Raw genomic sequence first — 22,636 nt, 5'->3', positions numbered from 1 at the left:
GACCTAAAGTGCGGTTAATTTTTATGATGTTTTTGTGATTATTTCACTTCGCGGAATAAAATCTCGCTTGGAATCACAGAACCTTGCCAGTAAAGCTCAGTTGATACTTTCTCCGCTAAATCTAAGAAAGATTTCGCAATTTCACTGTCTGGTGCAGCAACCACTGTTGGTTTACCCGCATCCAAATCTTGACGAACTTGGATATTCAACGGTAACTGACCTAATACTTTCACATTGTATTTTTGTGCCATTTTTTCTGCACCACCAGTGCCAAAAATTGCTTCGTGGTGTCCACAGTTGCTACAAATATGCATAGACATATTTTCCACAATACCTAACACTGGCACAGATACACGTTCAAACATCGATACACCTTTCACCGCATCTAATAACGCGATGTCTTGTGGTGTTGTGACCACTACCGCACCCGTTACAGGGATTTGTTGTGAAAGGGTTAATTGGATATCACCTGTACCCGGTGGCATATCGATCACTAAATAATCTAAGCTATCCCATAAGGTTTCATTCAAAAGCTGACTTAATGCACTACTTGCCATTGGACCACGCCAAATGGTTGCATTATCTTCATCCATTAAGAAACCGATCGAGTTTGCAGATAAACCATGTGCTTTAATCGGGGTGATATGTTGGTTATCTGGTGAAGTTGGGCGTTGGTGTGGGGCGCCTAACATATGCGGAACAGATGGACCATAAATATCCGCATCTAAAATACCCACACGAGCACCTTGAGCTTGTAAAGCAAGGGCAAGGTTCACCGAAACAGAGGATTTACCCACCCCACCTTTACCTGAAGTCACCGCAATGATGTTCTTCACGCCTTTTACAGCGGGTTGATTATTCGCACGTTTTAAAGTAGCGATTTGATAATTCACCACCCATTTGATTTCTTTGCTATCTGTTGCTTTCAATAACGCATCAGAAAGTTGCTGTTTCACTTGCTCCACGCCAGTGTTCCATGCAAAAGGCAATTGTAATTCAATACGTAATACGTCACCGCCTTTTTCTACTTTCTTCAAAGTATTTAATGCGATTAAGTCTTTTTGCAAACTTGGATGTTGAAATTGTTGGAAAACTTGCAGAACTTGAGATTGTTGTTCTGCCGTTAAATTTTCAGAAAAAGCAGTTGCCATAATATTCCTTTAATAGTAGTAGGTAGTAGAGTAAATTTGTCAGGGATATTTTACCCTTTTTACACCTCAAATGTTAAGCTAAAAGTATAACTAAACTAGAAAAAATCGCACTAATCGGGTAACATACTCGCAATTTTTGCAAAAAGAATAAGAGAAAGATAATGACAACTCAACCTCGTAAAATTTTAGTCACTTGTGCATTACCTTATGCAAATGGCGCCATTCATTTAGGCCACATGTTAGAACATATTCAAGCGGATATTTGGGTACGTTTCCAACGTATGCGTGGCAATAAAATTCATTTTGTTTGTGCAGATGATGCGCACGGTACCCCAATTATGCTTAATGCCGATAAATTAGGCATTACACCAGAAGAATTAATCGCAAAAGCAAAAGCTGATCACGTACGTGATTTTGCAGGCTTTAATATCAGTTTCGATAACTATCACTCTACTCACAGTGAAGAAAATAAACAAATCACGGCCGATATTTACAATAAATTAAAAGCGAAAGGTTTCATTAAAACGAAAGTCATTTCCCAGTTATTCGATCCTGAAAAAAATATGTTCTTGCCAGATCGCTTCGTCAAAGGGACTTGCCCAAAATGTAAAGCAGAAGATCAATATGGCGATAACTGTGAAGTTTGTGCCTCTACTTATAGCCCAATGGATTTAATTAATCCACGTTCTGCAGTGTCAGGAGCAACACCAATCGTCAAAGAATCTGAACACTTTTTCTTTGATTTACCTGCTTTTGAAGGCATGTTAAAAGAATGGACGCGCTCTGGCTCACTTCAACCTGAAATTGCAAATAAAATGCAAGAATGGTTTGAAAGTGGCTTACAACAGTGGGATATCTCTCGTGATGCACCTTATTTTGGTTTTGAAATTCCAGGTGCAAAAGATAAATTCTTCTATGTTTGGTTAGATGCGCCAATTGGCTACATAGCTTCTTTTAAAAATCTCTGCGATCGTGAAGGCATTGATTTTAATGAATTCTGGGGAGAAAACAGCGACGCTGAACTTTATCACTTTATTGGTAAAGATATCGTGTATTTCCACAGCCTGTTCTGGCCAGCGATGTTAGAAGGGAGCGAATACCGCAAACCAACCAATGTCTTTGCTCACGGTTATGTCACCGTAGATGGTGCCAAAATGTCAAAATCACGCGGTACATTTATCCAAGCCAGCACCTATTTAAATCACATTGATCCGGAATGTTTACGTTATTACTACGCAGCAAAATTAAACGATCGTATCGAAGATCTTGATTTTAACTTGGAAGATTTCGTTCAACGTGTCAATACGGATATCGTTAATAAATTAGTGAACTTGGCTTCTCGTAACGCAGGTTTTATCGCAAAACGTTTCGAGAGCAAACTAGCAGATAAATTAGAAGACGAAGCACTTTTTGCTGAATTTACGGCACAAGCTGAACAAATCGCTGCTTATTATGAAAGCCGTGAATACAACAAAGCCATTCGTGAAATCATGGCATTAACCGATAAAGCCAATAAATATATTGATGAAAAAGCGCCTTGGGTAATTGCAAAAGAAGAAGGCAAAGAGGCCGAATTACAAGCGGTTTGCTCAATGGGCATCGAGCTTTTCCGTGTATTAATGTCTTACTTAAAACCGGTTCTTCCAAAACTGGCTGAACGTGCAGAAGCGTTCTTACAAACAGAACTTACTTGGGATAATATTGCTCAGCCATTATTAGGTCATCAATTAACCCCATTTAAAGCGCTTTTCTCTCGTTTAGAGAAAAAACAAATTGATGCTGTTGTAGAAGAAACTAAAGCACTTTTCGCTGAAGCAAACAAAGCGACAGAAAAAACAGCGGCAAAAGCGACCGCTCTTTCAAATGTCGAACCTATTGCTGACACCATTACCATTGACGATTTTGCTAAAATCGATATGCGTGTGGCAAAAGTGCTGAAATGCGAAGCAGTACCAGAATCTAACAAGCTCTTACGTTTTGAATTAGATTTAGGTGACCATACTCGCCAAGTGTTCTCAGGCATCAAAGCGGCTTACAACAAACCTGAAGAATTAGAAGGTCGTTTTGTTATTGTGGTTGCAAACCTTGCACCGCGTAAAATGAAATTCGGCGTATCGGAAGGGATGATTCTTTCTGCTGGTACTGGCGGAAGTGATTTATTCTTACTTTCAGCTGATAGCGGTGTCACTGCCGGTATGCAAGTAAAATAATTTAATATTTAGGCGACTTAGGTCGCCTTTTTTATTGCCAAATAGAATTAAATACCCTACCATGTCAATCAGATATTTATCACGCAAATTAAAAGGAATTCATTATGACAAACGAACTTATCTGCTATAAACAAATGCCGATTTGGACAAAAGATAAATTACCTAAAATGTTCCAAGAAAAACACAATACTAAAGAGGGAACTTGGGGCAAACTTACAGTGCTAAAAGGTAAACTTAAGTTTTATGAGCTAACCGAAAATGGCGATGTCATTGCTGAACATATTTTCACCCCAGAAAGTGATATTCCATTTGTTGAGCCACAAGCCTGGCACCGAGTTGAAGCCCTTTCTGATGACTTAGAATGTACGCTTGGTTTCTATTGCACAAAAGAAGATTACTTCAGCAAAAAATATAATATGACTACAACGCATGGTGATGTGGTTGATGCAGCTAAAATTATCAAGCCTTGTAAAGTGCTAGATTTAGGCTGCGGACAAGGTCGTAATTCGCTTTATTTAAGTTTAAAAGGCTATGATGTAACCTCTTGGGATCACAACGAAAACAGTATCGCCTTCTTAAACGAAACCAAAGATAAAGAAAATTTGAATATTAAGACCGCTGTTTATGATATTAACACCGCCAATATTCAAGAAAACTACGACTTCATTTTATCTACTGTGGTATTTATGTTCTTAAATCGTGAGCGTATTCCAGCCATTATTAAGAATATGCAAGAACACACCAACCCAGGTGGTTATAACTTAATTGTAGCAGCCATGTCCACGCCTGAAGTACCTTGTCCATTAGCCTTCTCATTTACGTTCTCGGAAGGTGAATTAAAAGAATACTACAAAGATTGGGAATTCTTAGAATACAACGAAAATATGGGCGAATTACATAAAACTGATGAAAACGGCAATCGCATTAAATTAAAATTTGCGACAATGCTAGCAAGAAAAAAATAATTCGCTAATTTAAAAAAGAAAATGACCGCACTTTGTCATATAAAGTGAGGTCATTTTTTATGGTATTTTAATTACTCTTCAATAGAACGTAATAACTCGTTGATACCTACTTTACCTAAAGTTTTTGCGTCAACTTTTTTCACGATCACTGCACAGTATAAGCTGTATTTACCACATTTTGATGGAAGGCTACCTGAAACAACCACAGAACCAGCAGGAACGCGACCATAGAACACTTCACCAGTTTCACGATCATAGATTTTAGTTGATTGACCAATGAATACGCCCATAGAGATCACACAACCATCTTCCACAATCACACCTTCAACGACTTCAGAACGTGCACCGATAAAACAGTTATCGCCGATAATGGTTGGGTTTGCTTGTAATGGCTCTAACACACCACCGATACCTACACCACCAGATAAGTGTACGTTTTTACCAATTTGCGCACATGAACCAACAGTTGCCCATGTATCAACCATGGTACCTTCGCCCACATATGCACCGATATTTACATAAGATGGCATTAATACACAGTTTTTAGAAATGTATGCCCCTTTACGTACTGTTGCAGAAGGTACGACACGGAAACCTTCTTGAGCAAAACGCTCTTCTGTATAGTTAGCAAACTTTAATGCCACTTTGTCGTAGTATTTAGTTTCTGCGCCATCAATGATTTGGTTATCATTGATACGGAAAGATAATAATACTGCTTTTTTCAACCATTGGTGAGTAACCCATTCACCATCAATTTTTTCTGCAACACGGTATTTACCGCTATCTAGTCCTTCGATCACTTCTTCGATTGCTGCACGAGTTTGTGCGTCAACTGTTTTAGGCGTGATTTCTGCACGTTTTTCAAATGCTGCTTCAATAATTTGTTGTAAATTTGACATTTTGCTTCCTATTATCGATGTGAAAATAACGATTGATAGTTTTATCATATTTTTGACTTTCAAGCAAAAAACAACCGCACTTTCTTTTGATTTTAAGCATAAAAAAAGCGAACCTAATGGCTCGCTTTTTTCTATTTTTCGTTTAGTTAGTTAATAACAGAAACATTTAATGATGAACCGCCAACGATTCTTACGCGACGACCTGCTTGGAAGCTTGGATCTGCTTTTTGAACCACAACGATTTCTTCTCTGTTATCTTTTCTGATAACAATCTCTGCACCATTAACCTGGCTCATTTTTTCTTCAATTTTGCTACCTACAATGGCACCACCAATCGCACCAACAACAGTTGCAATAGCTTGACCTGTACCACCGCCAATTGTACCACCGGCAATACCACCTAAAGCACCGCCACCAACAGAACCAATTACACCATTGTTATCTGCTTGGATTTTAACTGGGCGAACAGACACGATTGTACCGTAGCTAATTGAACGAGCCTCTTTCGCTTGATCTGCTGAGTAAACATCACCGCTAAAAACATCGGTATTTGCACAACCAGTCAAACCAATAGACATCATAAGAGCTAATGCTACTGTTACTTTTTTCATAAAACTAACCTTCTAAAAATAAATTAGATTGGGTTTCTTGGAGACCAAGTAGAAACGTTTTTCACGCCTTGACCGTTGTCAGATACTTTCACACAAGCACCAGTTACTAAAGTTGAATCGTATTTGTGAACGATCACTTCGGTTTCACCTTCTTGTTTGTATGAGCAGTCGTTTTTACGAACGGTTAATTTTACATCATCACCTTGTAATTCGGTGAAGATAACTTGACCTTTATAAGCGCTTTCATCTTTTTGTGATTGAGATGAACAAGCTGATAAACCTAAACTTAATAAGACAGTTAATGCTAAGGTAATTTTTTTCATTACACTAAACCTCGAGTATTTTCTTTATTGTATAAGGATGAACCTTTATGCAAACATGATTTTCTGTTTTATCAACAAAACTCACTGCAATTGATGGATTGGGCAATTGCTCCCCTTCCACCTTAGGTTCGCTCACCTTCATGGTTAATTGAGTTAGTTCCTTCCATAAAAATGTATTGCAAATCCGATTAACCCAATCCTCAACAGATTCATGCGATAAAAACGGCATTACAATTTCAATATGTTCCCAAGTTTCTTGGGGATATTGTTTATTTTTAGGAAACGGTAATTCAATAACATCGACAGGCTGACCAATGAAATCAACTGGCTCATCTAATTCAATCAAATAGATAGGACGCCCATTGACGATATTATCGCTTAAAATTCTACCGCACTTTAATAACTCTGTCAGCCAATTTTTTGCTTTTTCTTCACTATTTGCTCTTAAAGCTAAATGATCAATTTGGAAATCATTCAAATTCACTTTCATAACGGCGGCTAATTGCTGAATTTTTTCCTGAAATAAAGGCAATTCTTGATAAAGTGCGGTCGATTTTTCCATTAAATTTGACATTTTCTCCTGCTCTTACTTTGAGAAATCTATAAACAACGGTATCATAGCCGATTATTTTCATTATTCAATTTCAAGATTAGGAAAAACCGTGAATATTCAATCTATTTTATCCGATAAAATTAAACAAGCGATGATTGCTGCTGGCGCAGATGAACAATGCGATGCGCTTATTCGCCAATCAGGTAAACCACAATTTGGCGACTACCAAGCAAACGGCATCATGGCTGCTGCTAAAAAACTAGGTTTAAATCCACGTGAATTTGCACAAAAAGTATTAGATCATGCTGATCTTTCTGATGTCGCAGAAAAAACTGAAATTGCTGGTCCAGGTTTTATTAATATTTTCTTAAATCCAACTTGGTTAGCAAATAACGTTTCTGCCGCATTAAAAGATCAAAATCTTGGTGTCAGCGCAAATGAAAAACAAACTATCGTGATTGATTATTCTTCACCAAACGTTGCGAAAGAAATGCACGTAGGTCATTTACGCTCTACCATCATCGGTGATGCTGTTGTTCGCACCCTTGAATTTTTAGGTCACAACGTTATTCGTGCAAACCACGTAGGTGACTGGGGTACACAATTTGGTATGCTCATTGCTTATCTTGAAAAAATGGAAAATGAACACGCAAGCGAAATGGAACTTCAAGATCTTGAAGCATTCTATCGCGAAGCGAAAAAACATTATGATGAAAATGAGGCTTTCGCTGAAAAAGCCCGTAACTATGTAGTGAAATTGCAAGGTGGAGATGAATATTGCCGCACAATGTGGAAAAAATTAGTCGATATCACCATGCAACAAAACCAACGTAACTACGATCGTTTAAATGTCACATTGACCGAAAAAGATGTGATGGGTGAAAGTCTTTATAACCCTATGTTACCTGCTATCGTTGAAGATCTGAAAAAACAAGGTTTAGCGGTTGAAGATGAAGGTGCATTAGTGGTTTATCTTGATGAATTCAAGAATAAAGAAGGCGAGCCAATGGGAGTTATCGTTCAGAAGAAAGATGGCGGTTTCCTTTATACCACTACTGACATCGCGGCGGCTAAATATCGTTATGAAACCTTAAAAGCAGATCGTGCATTAGTGTTCTCTGATACACGTCAAAGCCAACACATGCAACAAGCGTGGTTAATTACGCGTAAAGCCGGTTATGTACCAGACAGTTTCTCACTTGAACATAAAAACTTCGGTATGATGTTAGGTAAAGATGGTAAACCATTCAAAACTCGTACTGGCGGTACCGTAAAATTAGCAGATTTATTAGATGAAGCGATTGAACGTGCAACTGTATTAATCAACGAGAAAAACACCAATTTATCTGATGATGAAAAAACAGCGGTTATTGAAGCGGTAGGTATTGGCTCGGTGAAATATGCAGATCTTTCTAAAAACCGCACGACTGACTATGTATTCGATTGGGACAACATGCTCAGCTTTGAAGGTAATACTGCGCCTTATATGCAATATGCTTACACGCGTATTCGTTCAATCTTCAATAAAGCAGATGTGGATCCAACCGCACTTGCAGAAGCGAAAATTCAGCTTTCTGATGAAAAAGAACGTGCATTAGCGATCAAATTGCTTCAATTTGAAGAAGCCGTTCAAACGGTGGGCAAAGAAGGGACACCGCATGTGCTCTGTGCTTATTTATATGAGTTGGCGGGTGTATTCTCCTCATTCTATGAACACTGTCCAATCTTAAATGCAGAAGATGAAAACGTAAAATTAAGCCGTTTAAAACTCGCTTCTCTTACAGAGAAAACCTTAAAACAGGGTTTAGAGTTATTAGGTATTAAGACAATCGAAAAAATGTAAAAAAGTGCGGTCAATTTCGACCGCACTTTTTCTTTATACATCCACTAAAATGAGTATCGCGGCTTCTCCGCCCCATTCTTTGGGAGCTTGGTGTAACGCTCGGACTTTAGGGTGCTGAACTAACCAACGTGGAATTTGTTTTTTCAACGTAAACGTGCCGTAGCCGGTCATGATGCTCGCGCAATAAACATGCTCATTTTCACAAGCTAATAACAGTGCTGCCAATTCCATTTTGGCTTGCTCACGGGTTAAACCATGCAAATCCAAAAATAATTCGGGTGAAAAATCACCACGACGAAGTTGCTTCAATAAATGGCTATCTTCCCCTTCGCGTAAATATTTGATGACACCATCATGTTCATTTAGCAAGGGTTCATACTCATCGGAAAAATAGAAAAGCGTATCCTCTTTTTCTCGAATATCACGTAAATGAGATTTTTTTTGACCGCTCTTTTGACGGGGCGCCACAAAGGTATCTTGCTTAATGGGTTTGATCCCTTTGGTTTCCGCCCGAAAAAGATCGAAATCATCTGGTTCTGTCATTATTTTTCTCAATTTGTTATTTTGCTTAATGATAGCACATCTATTCTATGGTATAACTAGCCAAAATTTTTATTGAGGCAGAAAATGGAAACCTTACACAATCAAGAACTTGTTGCGACAATTTTAGAAGATAACGTGGCAAGTGAATTAACAACTATTCAAGATTTTTTACGCTGGACATACAGCACATTCAACCGTTCTGATATTTACTACGGGCAAGGCCATGACAATGCGTGGGATGAAAGTCTTCAATTAGTGCTTGCTGGACTTCAATTACCAATCGATTTACCGCAAGATTTATTTGGTAGCAAACTTACTCATTCTGAAAAAGAGACTTTAGTACAATTAGTCTTAAGCCGAATTGAACAACGTGTGCCAGTCGCTTATTTAACGAATAGTGCGTGGTTCTGCGGATTAGAATTCTATGTGGATGAGCGTACAATTATTCCTCGCTCGCCAATTAGTGCATTAATCCAAGATAAATTTGCTCCGCTTTTAAAATCTGAACCAAAACGTATTTTAGATCTTTGTACCGGTAGTGGTTGTATCGCAATCGCGACGGCTGAAGCCTTTCCTGAAGCTGAAGTAGATGCGGTCGATCTTTCTGTGGATGCGTTAAATGTGGCAGAAATCAATATTGCGCGCCATCAATTAGAACATCGTGTTTTCCCGATTCAATCAGATTTATTCCAAAATCTCTTCGGTCAGCAATATGACTTAATCGTGACCAACCCACCTTATGTGGATGAAGAAGACTTGGCAGATATGCCAGAAGAATTCCACTATGAGCCTGAATTAGCCTTAGGTTCTGGTGTTGATGGTTTAGAAATTACAAAACAAATTTTAAAACAAGCACCAGATTATTTAACGCCAAATGGCATGCTCATCTGTGAAGTGGGCAACAGCATGGTGAGCCTCATCGAGCAATATCCAGATGTACCGTTTGAATGGGTTGAACTAAAAAATGGTGGTCTAGGTGTATTTGCCATTAGCCGCGAAGATTTAGTGAAATATCACGATTCTTTTTAATCTCAAATGCGGTTAAAAATCGTCGTAAATTTTGACCGCACTTAACAAATTACTGGCGCGCGTTCTTTACGCGTGCTTTTCTTTTTTAAATAAAACAATGAATTTACAAAAACTTTTACTGACTCGTCGTTTCTTTTCTACCCTTGCATTCTTTTCCATGCAAACGGTATTTTTCATCTATTTACAAGGAAAAGGATTAAGCAACAGCGAAATTGCCTTTTCGCTCTCGTTGCTTTTCTTCTGCAACCAAGCATTAGCGATTTTAGCCGGTATCTGGGGCGATCGTTTTGGTCTGGCAAAAATGATGTTGCTCGGATGCTTTTTAGATGTGATCGCCTATATTTTCTTTCTCTCTGCAGACAATTATATTCTGCTTTTAATTGCCACTACCTGTTTTGGCTTAGGGAGCTGTTTGTTTGGTACCAATGCGAAAGCCTGCCTATTGGTGCTCGCGGGTGAAGAATACAAAGAGAAAACCCGATTACAGGGAAAATATTTGAAAGTCACTTCTATGTCGTCGATGTTTGCGCCTTTGTTGGTGATTCCATTTATCAAATACGATCACATAGAGTCACTGATTTGGGTATGCTTTGCTATGGAAGCGGCTCTCTTTGCTTTAATGGTAAAACCGTTTTATCAAATCCAAACCTCGCAAACCTTAGTGAAATTTCGCTTTGCCCAAATTAAAGAAATCATCACCAAAGAGTTTTTACTTGTGCATTTGATGCTGTTTATTCCACTTTCCATTGCAACGTCATTCTTTGTTATCTTCCCATTCCTGTTTGATAATAAATTAGGCATGCCGGAACACTCCCCCATTGCACTTTTTGTAAATGGTTTGCTGACTGTGTTGCTACAAAGTTATTTTTCTCGAAAAATTAATTTAACGATTAAACAAACACTATGGGTGGCGCCAATCTTAGCTGTTGGTATTATCCTGCCTTGGTTTATTACGTTGAAATATATTTCTTTGGTTTCTGCTTATATTTACTTGGTCATCTTCACGGTGATTGAAGTCTATGCTTTAACAGCGATGGCAAATTTATTAGTAAAATTTGATAATGGTACCAACCGAGGCTTTATCTTTGGCTCATCCCGATTATTGCTTTCCATTGCGACAGTAATCGTCATGAATTTAGTGCCGCATTTATTTTTATTATAAAAAAGAGCGGTCAGAATTCGTCTTAAATTCTGACCGCCCTTTTATTTTTGCTATTTTACTTCACATCTAATTCGACATTATCAAACAATTTCTTCACGGCATTGTTATCACGCAATCTCTCGGCTTTTTCAACCATTGGACGCGTTAAGTGCGGTGAGAAAAATTCGATAAAATCATACATATAGTTGCGTAAAAAAGTGCTGTGTTTAAACGCAATTTGCGTCATACTTGCACGGAACAAATGCCCTGCATCAATCGCCACTAAATCCGTATCGGCTGGCGTATGCGCCATAGATGCCATAATGCCCACGCCTAATCCTAAACGCACATAGGTTTTAATCACGTCAGCATCCGTTGCAGTAAACACAATATTCGGCAAAATACCCGCGCGATTAAACGCATAATCTAAATCAGATACACCAGTAAAGCCAAAGGTATAAGTGACTAACGGATATTTGCCTAATTCTTCAACGGTAAGTTCTTTCACTTTTGCTAAAGGATGATCGGGTTTAACAATCACCGAACGATTCCATAAATAGCAAGGCAGTTGAATCAAATCATCAAAAAGATATGGTGCTTCTGTTGTGATCGCTAAATCCACTTCGCCAGAAATCAACGCATCGTGAATTTGGGTCGGTGAACCTTGATGAATATGTAAACTTACATCTGGATATTGTTTAGAGAAACGTTCTACCACAGCTGGCAGCATATAACGCGCTTGCGTATTGGTTGTTGCAATGCGTAACACACCATGATTTGGGCAAGTATATTCATTGGCAACCGATTTAATGCTTTGCGCTTTCACCAAAAGCTCACGAGCAATAGCCACGATCTTTTTACCCGCAGGTGTAATGGATTTAATGTGTTTACCATTACGCTCAAAAATCTCTAAACCGAGTTCATCTTCTAGCAAACGAACTTGTTTACTGATACCTGGCTGAGAGGTATAAAGCGCATTGGCTGCTTCTGTCACGTTTAAATTTTGGTTTACAATCTCAACAATATAGCGAAGTTGCTGCATTTTCATCGCTAATACCACCTATTTTTTATAGCGTTTACTTAACTCAGTATAACGTTTTACTGCTTTACGAATTTGACCTGATTTTGGTCGGCGACGAGGCTTTGTTACGTCTAATTTGGTTTCAGTTTCTGGTGGCAAGCCCACTAACTCACGTAGATAGTTGACGTTTTCCAGATCCATTTCTTCCCAGCCACCACGCGGTAAGCCTTTCATTAGCTTAATGTTGCCGTAACGAATACGAATTAAGCGGCTTACTTGAATACCTTGTGATTCCCACAGACGGCGCACTTCACGGTTACGACCTTCCATTAAGGTCACGTCGTACCATTGGTTAATCCCAACACCACCTGCAAATTTGATTTCTTTGAAATTGGCTGGACCATCTTCCAACTGCACACCTTTACGTAAACGCGCTAACATAGCATCGTCCACTTGACCAAATACACGCACGGAATATTCACGTTCAACTTCACGGCTTGGGTGCATTAAACGGTTAGCTAATTCACCATCTGTCGTGAAAAGTAATAAGCCAGAAGTATTAATATCCAAACGACCGACTGCAATCCATCTTGCGCCATTTAAGCGTGGTAAACGATCAAATACAGTTGCACGACCTTCAGGATCGCTGCGGGTACAAAGTTCGCCTTCTGGTTTGTAATACATTAATACACGGCATACTTCTTTTTGTGCTTGTTGAAGGTTGATGATTCTACCATCAATACGCACTTTTACACCAGAATGTACATCAATACGATCGCCAAGAGTCGCCATTTTGCCATCGACACTCACACGGTTTTCAGCAATCATCGCTTCAATTTCACGACGAGAGCCTTGCCCTGCACGCGCAAGCACTTTCTGTAATTTTTCACCTTCTACAGTAGATTGACGCGATGGTCTAGCTACCTTAGCTTTAGGGGTTGATTTGATGTCAGAATTGACCGCACTTTTACGTTCTTTACGCTCAAAGTGCGGTTGCTTTCCCGCTTGTTTTTCACGTTCTTGTCTGACTGTTTTTTGAATAGGTTTCATCGGTTTTCCTTTGTCGCTTTCCCAAGCGTCTAAAATAAGTTAAATGAAAGGAGCGGTGCTACCACTTCCTTCACGTAAAATGACTGGCGATTCTTCCGTTAAATCCACCACCGTTGTTGGCTCTTGACCTAAATAGCCACCATGAATAATTAAATCCACTTGACGTTCTAAACATTCACGAATCTCTTCTGGATCGGAATAAGTCATATGTTCATTATCAGGCAACATCAGTGAGCAAGATAAAATCGGTTCACCTAATGCGTTCAATAAATCCAAAGCGATTTGATTATCCGGCACACGCAATCCAATGGTCTTGCGTTTTGAGGTCATTAATCGGCGTGGAAGTTCTTTCGTTGCCGTTAAAATAAAGGTGTAACGCCCCGGTGTATTGTTTTTAATTAAACGATAAGCCGAATTGCTCACCGTTGCGTAGGTTGAAAGCTCGGATAAATCGCTACATACCAACGTAAAATTATGCCCTTCTGGCAATTTACGAATCGCAACAATACGATCCATCGCATGTTTATCGCCGATCATACAGCCTAAGGCATAGCCCGAATCTGTCGGGTACACAATGACACCACCTTGACGCAAGATTTCTACCGCTTGATTAATCAAACGCGCTTGCGGATTTTCAGGGTGGATATAGAAAAATTGGCTCATAATTTTGTCCTTAAAAAACTGACGAGATTATACACCGATTTAGATGTAGTTATAAGAATTTGTTATAAAAAACGACCGCACTTTGAAAACTAATCCAAAGTGCGGTCAATTTTTTAAGTAGTTTATTTCAACAATTCACGGAGAGCTGAACCGATTTCAGCAAGACTTCTCACTGTCTTCACGCCAGCTGCTTCAAGTGCAGCAATTTTATCTTCTGCCGTTCCTTTTCCACCGCTGATAATCGCTCCAGCGTGTCCCATACGCTTACCTTTTGGCGCCGTCACGCCTGCGATATAAGCCACCACAGGTTTTGTCACATGAGATTTAATAAACGCAGCAGCCTCTTCTTCTGCTGAGCCACCGATTTCACCAATCATCACGATAGCTTCAGTTTCAGGATCTTCTTGGAAACGTTTTAGAATATCAATGAAGTTGGATCCTGGAATAGGATCGCCACCGATCCCTACACAAGTAGATTGACCAAAACCTTCATCTGTTGTCTGTTGTACCGCTTCATAGGTCAACGTACCAGAACGAGAAACAATCCCTACTCTGCCTTTTTTATGGATATTGCCTGGCATAATACCAATCTTGCATTCATCTGGTGTAATCACGCCTGGGCAATTCGGCCCGATCATAACGACACCCGTTTCATTTAATTTTTGCTTCACTAACAACATATCCAATGTTGGAATACCTTCTGTAATACAAACTACTAACTGAATGCCTGCATCAATGGCTTCAAAAATTGCATCTTTACAAAATGGTGCGGGTACATAAATCATGGTTGCCGTAGCACCTGTCGCTTTTACTGCTTCACGCACTGTATTAAATACTGGTAAACCTAAGTGCGTTGTTCCGCCTTTATTCGGTGAAATTCCACCGACTAACTTTGTGCCATAAGCCAATGCTTGCTCGCAGTGAAATGTCCCTTGCGCACCGGTGAAACCTTGGCAAATTACTTTTGTCTCTTTATTAATTAAAATCGCCATGATTATTCTCCTTTTGCTGCTTTTACTGCCGCTTGTGCAGCTTCCTGTAAAGTATGCGCAGCAATTAAATTTACACCACTTTCGGCTAAAATTGCTCTGCCTTGCGGGGCATTGGTTCCTTCTAATCTAACCACAACGGGCACTTTTACACCGATTTCTTGAATCACCGCAACGACCCCTTCAGCAATAAGATCGCAACGTACGATTCCACCAAAAATATTCACTAAAACAGATTTCACATTTTTATCCGTGAGAATAATTTTAAAGGCTTCAGCTACACGATCTTTCGTTGCACCACCACCAACATCAAGGAAGTTTGCTGGATTACCGCCATATAATTTCACGATATCCATGGTTCCCATGGCTAGTCCGGCACCATTAACCATACAGCCGATATCACCTTCCAAGGCGACATAGTTAAGCTGATATTTTTCAGCTTCTGCTTCACGAGAATCACTTTGACTTAAATCGCGTAAGGCTAGCAAATCAGGATGACGATAAAGTGAGTTATCATCAATGCCTACTTTCGCATCGAGACAAATTAAGTGACCTTCTTTCGTCACCACGAGTGGATTCACTTCAACTAAAGAAAAATCTTTTTCGATAAAAAGCTGCGATAATTTCACAAAAATAGCAGAAAATTGCTTATTTTGCTCGCCACTTAAGCCAAGTTTAAAGGCTAATTCACGACCTTGATATGGCATTCCACCAACCAAAGGATCAATAGCGACTTTATGGATTAGCTCAGGTGTTTCTCTTGCCACATCTTCAATATTCATGCCTCCAGCTGAAGACGCCATAAAAACAACTTTCTGTGAAGCACGATCAATCACTGCCCCTAAGTAGAGTTCTTTATCAATCTGGCAAGTTTCTTCAATATAAATGCTATTAACGGGTTGGCCTTTTTTATCGGTTTGGAAGGTCACTAAATGTTGTCCAAGCCATTTATCCGCAAAAGCACGCGCTTCTTCGGTATTATGTACAAGTTTCACACCGCCTGCTTTTCCACGTCCCCCTGCGTGAACTTGACATTTCGCTATCCAAACATCGCCATTTAGCTGAAAGAGCGCCATTTCAGCTTCGTCTGCTGTTTGACACACTACGCCCTCACTCACAGGCAGATCATATTGCTTAAAAAGCTGCTTGGCTTGGTACTCATGTAAATTCATATTTCCTTCCTATTTTGATGTTGTTTAGCGAAACAAACAAAAATTTGACCGCACTTTATTTTAAATTCTGGGCTTGCCCTTTACATATTGAGTTATATACTGAGCTAGAATAATCACAATCCATTTTAAGGATAACAACATGCAAACAAAAAAATCAAGCAATCTTGCGATTGCACTCATTTGGTTTACTGCTGCTATTTCAATGGCAGAAATTCTCACTGGTACTTGGTTTGCGCCACTAGGATGGCAACAAGGTTTAATTGCCATTGTCGTTGGACACTTTATTGGTGGTTCGATGTTTTTCTGTGCAGGTTACATCGGTGCAAAAACCCAAAAAAGTGCCATGCAAACGGTACAAATTTCATTTGGTGAAAAAGGTTCTGCCCTTTTCTCTTTACTCAATGCCATGCAACTGATGGGATGGACTGCTGTCATGATTTATATGGGGGCTGAAGTCATTTCTATCTTAAATCAAACAGCTGATGCTTCCATCTTTCCATTCCTTACACTTGGCTTAGGCATACTCATCATACTTTGGCTACTACTCGGCTTCACTAAATTAGGTATCTTCAAAAGCCTCTCACTTGTCACCATGTTTTTACTGATGCTGTGGCTAAGTATTCAAGTAGCTAATAAACCATTTATTGCCATGGACGTTGCACAAAATATTAAATTTGGTACTGCTGTAGAAATTGCTGCCGTCATGCCACTTTCTTGGTTACCAGTAGTATCTGACCACACGAAGAACAGCGAAACACCATTTAAAACGACCGCACTTTCAACGCTAACTTATACCGCGACCAGCTGCTGGATGTATGCTCTCGGCTTAGGTGCAGCATTAGTGACCGGTAAATCTGAAATCTCACAAATTCTTTCCCTTGCTGGTGTAAGTGTTATCGGCGTATTAATTGTGATCGCCTCTACCATGATTAACACTGCACTTCCCGCCTATTCTACCGGCATGAGTTTAAACAATATTTTCCCTCAATTAAAAGTCACGCCAATCTCCGTACTTACCGTGATTGTGGGCATTATATTAGCCTCAACCTTACCAGTGACAGAATACGAACATTTCTTGTTCTTTATTGGTTCAGTATTCGCGCCAATGATCGCTGTGCTTATCGCTGATTTCTTTGTGCTCAAACAGCATGATGTTAAAAAATCAGTTGATAGTGTTGGACTCGGCGTTTGGTTTGTCGGCTTCGTACTCTATCGTTTCCTTATGGCAAAAGGTTGGGAAACCGATTTAGGTCTGACTTTCCCTGTTATCATCATTACCTTTATCTTAGCAATCTTAGTACGCAAAATAGCTAAATAAAGATCGGATTTTAACTATAGAAAGGCGGGCATTGTTCCCGCCCTTTTATTTACATCAATGTAAAAAAGGCTTTTCCCCTCAAAAGAGAAAAGCCTGTGTGCTTAAATTTCTAATAATAAACGAGTTGGATCTTCTAATAAGTCTTTAATCGCCACTAAGAAACCAACTGATTCACGACCATCAATTAAGCGGTGGTCGTAAGATAATGCCAAATACATCATCGGACGAATCACCACTTGACCATCTACCGCAACCGGACGCTCTTTGATGGCGTGCATGCCTAAAATCGCACTTTGCGGAGGATTGATAATTGGTGTGGACATTAAAGAACCAAATACACCGCCATTAGTAATGGTGAAGTTACCGCCTGTTAAATCTTCAACGGTTAATTTACCATCACGGCCTTTTTCTGCTAGTGCCTTAATTTGTTTCTCAATATCCGCCATGCTGAGTTTATCGCAGTTGCGTAATACAGGTGTTACCAAACCACGCGGGGTTGAAACGGCAATGCTAATATCAAAATAGTTGTGATACACAATATCATCACCGTCAATTGAGGCATTCACTTCTGGATAACGTTTTAACGCTTCAACTACAGCCTTGATGTAGAAAGACATAAAGCCTAAACGTACACCATGCTGTTTCTCAAATTTCTCGCCGTATGTTTTACGTAATTTCATAATCGGCTGCATATCCACTTCATTGAATGTAGTGAGCATTGCGGTGGTATTTTTCGCTTCCAATAAACGTTCCGCAATACGTTTACGTAAACGGGTCATTGGTACGCGTTTTTCTGAACGAGAGCTATATGCCACGGTGCTAATGGTATTCTGCTCTGTTGCCACATCTTGTTTTGCTTTTTGAGCATCACGTTTTGCCACTTCACGCGCAATATCTTCACGGGTAATACGGCCTCCCACACCAGAGCCTTGAATTTTCTCTGCATCTAAATCGTGTTCAGCTAATAAACGACGAATAGCTGGACCTTGATCAGCTGAATTATTGTGACTATTTTCAATGGCTGCTCTTTGACGATCGGCTGGTGTTGGCTCATTGTCTTTCACTGTTTCAGTTGAAATATTGCCCGCTTGTTGAGTAGAAAGTTTACCTAAAAGCTGTTTACTTACTACGGTTGCACCTTCTTCTTGAAGAATTTCAGTCACTACGCCATCGCTTAAGGCTGGTACTTCAAGTACCACTTTATCTGTTTCAATTTCTACTAATACTTCGTCACGTTTTACCGTCTCACCAACTTTTTTATGCCATGTTGCAACAGTTGCATCCGCAACAGATTCCGGTAAATCTGGAACAAGAATTTCAATTGTCATTTTATTTTCCTTTAAATTATTCTTTCTTTAAAAATTACTGAAATTTCGACCGCGCTTTTACAGTGTCAGCGCGTCTTCTACCAATTGTTTTTGCTGTTTGGTGTGTAAAGACATATAACCTACCGCTGGTGAAGCAGAGGCAGGACGACCTGCATATTTTAACTTCACATGCTCTGGAAGCGAGCTGTCAAAGTTATGCTTACTACAATACCAAGCGCCTTGATTTAATGGCTCTTCTTGACACCATACATAATCCGTTACATGAGCATAAGGCTCTAACGCTTTTTTCACATCTTCATGTGGATACGGATAAAGCTGCTCAATACGAATAATCGCCACATCTGTTTGGTTATTCGCACGACGTTGTTCCAAAAGATCGTAATACACTTTACCTGAGCATAGGACTACACGTTTAATTTGTTTTGGATCGATGTTATCAATTTCACCAATGACTGTTTGGAATGTGCCATTTACTAATTCATCTAAACTTGACACGGCAAGTGGATGACGTAATAAAGATTTTGGTGAAATACCAATTAATGGACGACGCATTTTACGGATCGATTGACGACGTAGCATGTGGTAAACCTGTGCTGGTGTAGATGGAATACACACTTGCATATTCTGTTCTGCACAAAGTTGTAAATAACGTTCTAAACGAGCTGATGAGTGCTCTGGACCTTGGCCTTCATAACCATGTGGTAATAACATCACCAAACCACACATTCTGCCCCATTTTTGTTCGCCTGAACTGATAAATTGGTCAATCACGATTTGTGCACCGTTTGCAAAGTCACCAAATTGCGCTTCCCAAATGGTTAATGTTTTTGGATCTGTTGTCGCATAACCATATTCAAAAGCTAATACGGCTTCTTCGGATAATACAGAATCCCACACCTCAAAACGACCTTGGTTGGCATGTAAATGTGTTAATGGCACATAACCTGTACCATCATTTTGGTTATGCACAACCGCATGACGATGGAAGAACGTACCACGTCCCGCATCTTCACCCGATAAACGAACATTAGCACCTTCATCTAATAAGGTTGCGTATGCCATAGTTTCTGCCATACCCCAATCGAACAATTTCTCGCCTTTTGCCATTTCACGGCGATCAGCATAAATTTTTTCTACACGAGGATGAGCACGCAAGGTTTCTGGATATTCACTGACACGCTCCGCTAAAGTTTGGAAACGTTCTTGTGGGAATTTACTTTCGTAAGGGGATGTCCAGTCATAGTTGAGATACTGTAACCAGTCCATTTGGGCGATATCCATTTCTCGCCATTCTTTCACTACACGATCGCCATTATCTAAGGCATCACGATAGAGATTCATCATTTCAATGGCTTCTTCTTCGGTAATCACCCCTTCAGCAATTAAACGATCCGCATAGACTTTACGTGGCGTTGGATGTTTTTTAATGATGCTATACATCATCGGTTGAGTGGCTAATGGTTCATCCGCTTCATTATGACCATGGCGACGATAAGAAATCAGATCAATGAAAATATCGCGTTTGAATAAATTGCGATATTCCACCGCCATTCTCGCGGCAAAAGCGACTGCTTCAGGATCATCACCATTAACATGAATAATCGGCGCCTGAATCATTTTTGCGATATCAGTACAGTATTCTGTTGAACGGGTATCATTTGGGTTAGAGGTGGTGAAACCAATTTGGTTATTGATCACAATACGGATTGTGCCACCAACGGTATAACCACGTGCATTAGACATATTCAAGGTTTCTTGTACAACACCTTGTCCCGCTACCGCTGAATCCCCATGAACAGTAACTGCTAATACTTGATTACGTTCTGTATCATTCTTTTTGGTTTGACGAGAACGTACCGCACCAATAACTACTGGACTAACAATTTCTAAATGGGATGGGTTGAATGCAAGGGTTAAATGCACGCGACGATCATCGACAGCGAAGTCAGAAGAGAAACCTTGGTGGTATTTCACATCACCTGTACGCTCGCCTGAATGTTTACCCGCAAACTCGTCGAAAAGATCTTCTGGTTTCTTACCGAGCACGTTTACTAACATGTTTAAACGGCCACGGTGTGCCATACCAAACATCACATCTTGTACGCCTTGTTTGCTCGCATGACGAATAATTTCTTTCATCAATGGAATAAAGGCATCACTTCCCTCTAAAGAGAAACGTTTTGCCCCCGGGAATTTCGCACCAAGATAACGTTCTAAGCCATCTGCAGCGGTCAATTCACTTAATAAATTAATTTTTTCTTCTTTGGTAAAGAGCGGTTTATTTAATTGGCTTTCTAATTTGCTTTGTAGCCAACTTTTTTGCTCCATATCCTGAACATGCATAAACTCAAGACCAATTGAGCCACAATAGGTCTCTTTCAGCATTTCAGCTAAATCACCTAACTTGATGTTATCGCGATGATAGACGTAGTGATTAATATTGAAGGTTTCATTGAGATCCTGCTCGGTAAAACCGTGATAACGGTAATCCAATTCAGGTGCGGTGGAGACTTTCCAACGATAATAATTGATTGGGTCTAGTTTTGCTTCTAAATGACCGCGGAAGCGATAAGCGTTGATAAATTGGAGGACTTTGACTAATTTTGCACTGGCTTCTGGATCGATAACCGTCACGGCTTCTGTTGTATTTTCTCGCGCTAAACGACGGAAATAATCACGGACTGGTGAATGTGGTTGCTCTACTGCGGTTGTTTTCGGCAATGCATCAAATGTGGCACGCCAGCTTTCATCGACTGAAGATGGGTCTTCTAAATAACGTTCGTATAATTCCTCAATATACGATTGATTAGAGCCACCTAAAGCGGTTGAAGCCAACCATTCATCAAAGGCATTGTAATGCTGCATATCTACCCCTTGTATTACATGATGTTGTCCGCCCATTATACATAGGATAAAAAAAGAAATAATCCTCAAATCACACTTTGTTACAATTTTGTGATCTACTTCAATAAAAAAACCGCACATAAAGTGCGGTCAGTTTTATCTATGTTTTCTTAGAAAGTTAAGAATGGGGTGATTTTTTCAATTGTAGCTTCACCGATACCATCAATATTTGAAAGCTCGGCAGCACTTTTGATTTTGCCCACTTTGTTACGGTAATCAATAATCGCTTGTGCTTTTTTCTCACCAATACCTGAAAGTTTTTGTAGAGTTTCTGCATCTGCTTTATTTATATTTACTTTAGCAGAAGAAGCCACTTTCTCTTTTGCTGATTCTTTTGTTGAAGTCGCTTTTTCTTTCACTTCTTTTACTTTATCTGCTGATTTTGTTTTTGCCTCAGACGCTTTTTCTTTCGCATTATCTTTCACTGAATTTAATTTTTCAGTGGCTTTGTCTTTCATGGACGGTTGATTATTCTCTGTCGCTTTTTCTTTTAAAACAGATGCTTTCTCTTTTACCGCATCTTTTGCGGAAGTTGCTTTATCTTTCACTGCATCTTTCGTGGAAGTCGCTTTTTCTTTAGCGGTATTAACTTTATCTAATGCACTTGATTTCGTTGAACTCGCACTATCAGTCATTGATTTAAGCTTATCATTTGCCGCATTTTTCACGTCAGCTTTTGTACTTTCAACCATTGATTTTGAATTAGTTACGACTGATTCTTTTGTTGGTAATACAGATGTATTCGTTGCCAATGCAGAACCAGATACGGCTAATGCAAGTGATGTTAATGTTAAAAGTGATTTTAAAGATTTCATAAAAACTCCTATTTAGTTATTAATAGGCACGACAAGCGAACCTGTATGCTAAGACTTATCTTAAGAAAATTAGTTCAAAACAAAAAAACGCCCCTAATCAGGAGCGTC

The 22,636-nt window shown here is 39.6% G+C and carries 19 protein-coding genes and 1 pseudogene; 6 read left to right on the top strand and 14 right to left on the bottom strand.

The features are described 5' to 3' along the window. Positions 1-38 precede the first annotated feature (38 nt). Positions 39-1,151, bottom strand: coding sequence for an iron-sulfur cluster carrier protein ApbC (gene apbC, locus INQ00_RS07165; RefSeq protein WP_014065294.1), 1,113 nt, complete (start codon positions 1,149-1,151; stop codon positions 39-41). 161 nt (positions 1,152-1,312) lie between these two features. Between apbC and metG the strand changes: the two genes are divergently transcribed. Both metG and tehB read left to right on the top strand, forming a co-directional pair. After that, entirely contained in the window at positions 1,313-3,361 is a 2,049-nt protein-coding gene (gene metG / locus INQ00_RS07160) for a methionine--tRNA ligase (RefSeq protein ID WP_197546626.1), read from the top strand. A gap of 104 nt (positions 3,362-3,465) precedes the next feature. Then, the gene (gene tehB, locus INQ00_RS07155) at positions 3,466-4,326 is read left to right on the top strand and encodes an SAM-dependent methyltransferase TehB (RefSeq protein WP_197546625.1); all 861 of its coding nucleotides are present in this window, start codon (positions 3,466-3,468) and stop codon (positions 4,324-4,326) included. A 71-nt stretch (positions 4,327-4,397) separates the two neighbouring features. Here tehB and dapD read toward each other — a convergent pair whose 3' ends face one another. The 4 genes from dapD to INQ00_RS07135 form a co-directional block, all read right to left on the bottom strand. Next, a complete protein-coding gene (gene dapD / locus INQ00_RS07150) occupies positions 4,398-5,225 on the bottom strand; it encodes a 2,3,4,5-tetrahydropyridine-2,6-dicarboxylate N-succinyltransferase (RefSeq protein ID WP_197546624.1) in 828 nt (275 codons plus the stop codon). 146 nt (positions 5,226-5,371) lie between these two features. Then, positions 5,372-5,836 carry an outer membrane lipoprotein gene (locus INQ00_RS07145; RefSeq protein ID WP_054419391.1) on the bottom strand — a complete coding sequence of 155 codons (465 nt, stop codon included), beginning with the start codon at positions 5,834-5,836 and terminating at the stop codon, positions 5,372-5,374. 23 nt (positions 5,837-5,859) lie between these two features. Continuing rightward, complete coding sequence (locus tag INQ00_RS07140) at positions 5,860-6,159, bottom strand: hypothetical protein (RefSeq protein WP_049365853.1); 300 nt, start codon at positions 6,157-6,159, stop codon at positions 5,860-5,862. Positions 6,160-6,163: 4 nt separating this feature from the next. Continuing rightward, the gene (locus tag INQ00_RS07135; RefSeq protein WP_070582357.1) at positions 6,164-6,733 is read right to left on the bottom strand and encodes a VOC family protein; all 570 of its coding nucleotides are present in this window, start codon (positions 6,731-6,733) and stop codon (positions 6,164-6,166) included. Positions 6,734-6,821: 88 nt separating this feature from the next. Between INQ00_RS07135 and argS the strand changes: the two genes are divergently transcribed. After that, positions 6,822-8,555 (top strand): arginine--tRNA ligase, encoded by a 1,734-nt coding sequence (gene argS / locus INQ00_RS07130; protein ID WP_197546623.1) that lies wholly within the window; start codon positions 6,822-6,824, stop codon positions 8,553-8,555. Positions 8,556-8,588: 33 nt separating this feature from the next. Here the strand turns inward: argS and smrB are convergent, their stop codons facing one another. Then, on the bottom strand, positions 8,589-9,098 hold the full coding sequence (gene smrB / locus INQ00_RS07125) for an endonuclease SmrB (RefSeq protein WP_111386212.1): 510 nt from the start codon (positions 9,096-9,098) through the stop codon (positions 8,589-8,591). Between the two features lie 84 nt (positions 9,099-9,182). On the opposite strand from smrB, the gene prmB reads away from it, so the two are divergent. Beyond that, complete coding sequence (gene prmB / locus INQ00_RS07120) at positions 9,183-10,127, top strand: 50S ribosomal protein L3 N(5)-glutamine methyltransferase (RefSeq protein WP_197546622.1); 945 nt, start codon at positions 9,183-9,185, stop codon at positions 10,125-10,127. A 97-nt stretch (positions 10,128-10,224) separates the two neighbouring features. Further along, complete coding sequence (locus tag INQ00_RS07115; RefSeq protein WP_197546621.1) at positions 10,225-11,289, top strand: MFS transporter; 1,065 nt, start codon at positions 10,225-10,227, stop codon at positions 11,287-11,289. A gap of 55 nt (positions 11,290-11,344) precedes the next feature. Here INQ00_RS07115 and cysB read toward each other — a convergent pair whose 3' ends face one another. From cysB to sucC, 5 genes and pseudogenes are all read right to left on the bottom strand, one after another. After that, positions 11,345-12,316, bottom strand: coding sequence for an HTH-type transcriptional regulator CysB (gene cysB / locus INQ00_RS07110; RefSeq protein WP_014065284.1), 972 nt, complete (start codon positions 12,314-12,316; stop codon positions 11,345-11,347). 12 nt (positions 12,317-12,328) lie between these two features. Then, positions 12,329-13,261: pseudogene (gene rluB / locus INQ00_RS07105) on the bottom strand (23S rRNA pseudouridine(2605) synthase RluB); the annotation flags it as partial. Between the two features lie 117 nt (positions 13,262-13,378). Further along, positions 13,379-14,002 (bottom strand): L-threonylcarbamoyladenylate synthase, encoded by a 624-nt coding sequence (locus INQ00_RS07100; RefSeq protein WP_049384264.1) that lies wholly within the window; start codon positions 14,000-14,002, stop codon positions 13,379-13,381. 122 nt (positions 14,003-14,124) lie between these two features. Then, the gene (gene sucD / locus INQ00_RS07095; protein ID WP_054419373.1) at positions 14,125-14,994 is read right to left on the bottom strand and encodes a succinate--CoA ligase subunit alpha; all 870 of its coding nucleotides are present in this window, start codon (positions 14,992-14,994) and stop codon (positions 14,125-14,127) included. 2 nt (positions 14,995-14,996) lie between these two features. Continuing rightward, positions 14,997-16,163, bottom strand: a complete 1,167-nt coding sequence (sucC, locus tag INQ00_RS07090) for an ADP-forming succinate--CoA ligase subunit beta (RefSeq protein ID WP_197546620.1) — start codon at positions 16,161-16,163, stop codon at positions 14,997-14,999. Positions 16,164-16,302: 139 nt separating this feature from the next. Here sucC and cytX point away from each other — a divergent pair, with 139 nt between their 5' ends. Next, positions 16,303-17,481: a putative hydroxymethylpyrimidine transporter CytX gene (gene cytX, locus INQ00_RS07085; protein ID WP_197546619.1), complete on the top strand. Its 1,179-nt coding sequence runs from the start codon at positions 16,303-16,305 to the stop codon at positions 17,479-17,481. Positions 17,482-17,582: 101 nt separating this feature from the next. Here the strand turns inward: cytX and odhB are convergent, their stop codons facing one another. From odhB to INQ00_RS07070, 3 genes are all read right to left on the bottom strand, one after another. Next, positions 17,583-18,809, bottom strand: coding sequence for a 2-oxoglutarate dehydrogenase complex dihydrolipoyllysine-residue succinyltransferase (gene odhB, locus INQ00_RS07080; protein ID WP_197546618.1), 1,227 nt, complete (start codon positions 18,807-18,809; stop codon positions 17,583-17,585). Between the two features lie 57 nt (positions 18,810-18,866). Next, the gene (gene sucA, locus INQ00_RS07075) at positions 18,867-21,674 is read right to left on the bottom strand and encodes a 2-oxoglutarate dehydrogenase E1 component (protein ID WP_197546617.1); all 2,808 of its coding nucleotides are present in this window, start codon (positions 21,672-21,674) and stop codon (positions 18,867-18,869) included. Positions 21,675-21,823: 149 nt separating this feature from the next. Next, positions 21,824-22,528, bottom strand: a complete 705-nt coding sequence (locus INQ00_RS07070) for a ComEA family DNA-binding protein (protein ID WP_197546616.1) — start codon at positions 22,526-22,528, stop codon at positions 21,824-21,826. Between the last annotated feature and the right edge of the window lie 108 nt (positions 22,529-22,636).

It is taken from the genome of Haemophilus parainfluenzae, assembly GCF_014931275.1.
Classification (GTDB): Bacteria; Pseudomonadota; Gammaproteobacteria; order Enterobacterales; family Pasteurellaceae; genus Haemophilus_D.
Note: the sequence above shows the minus strand (reverse complement) of the source record. Positions and strands in the feature narration are given on the sequence as shown.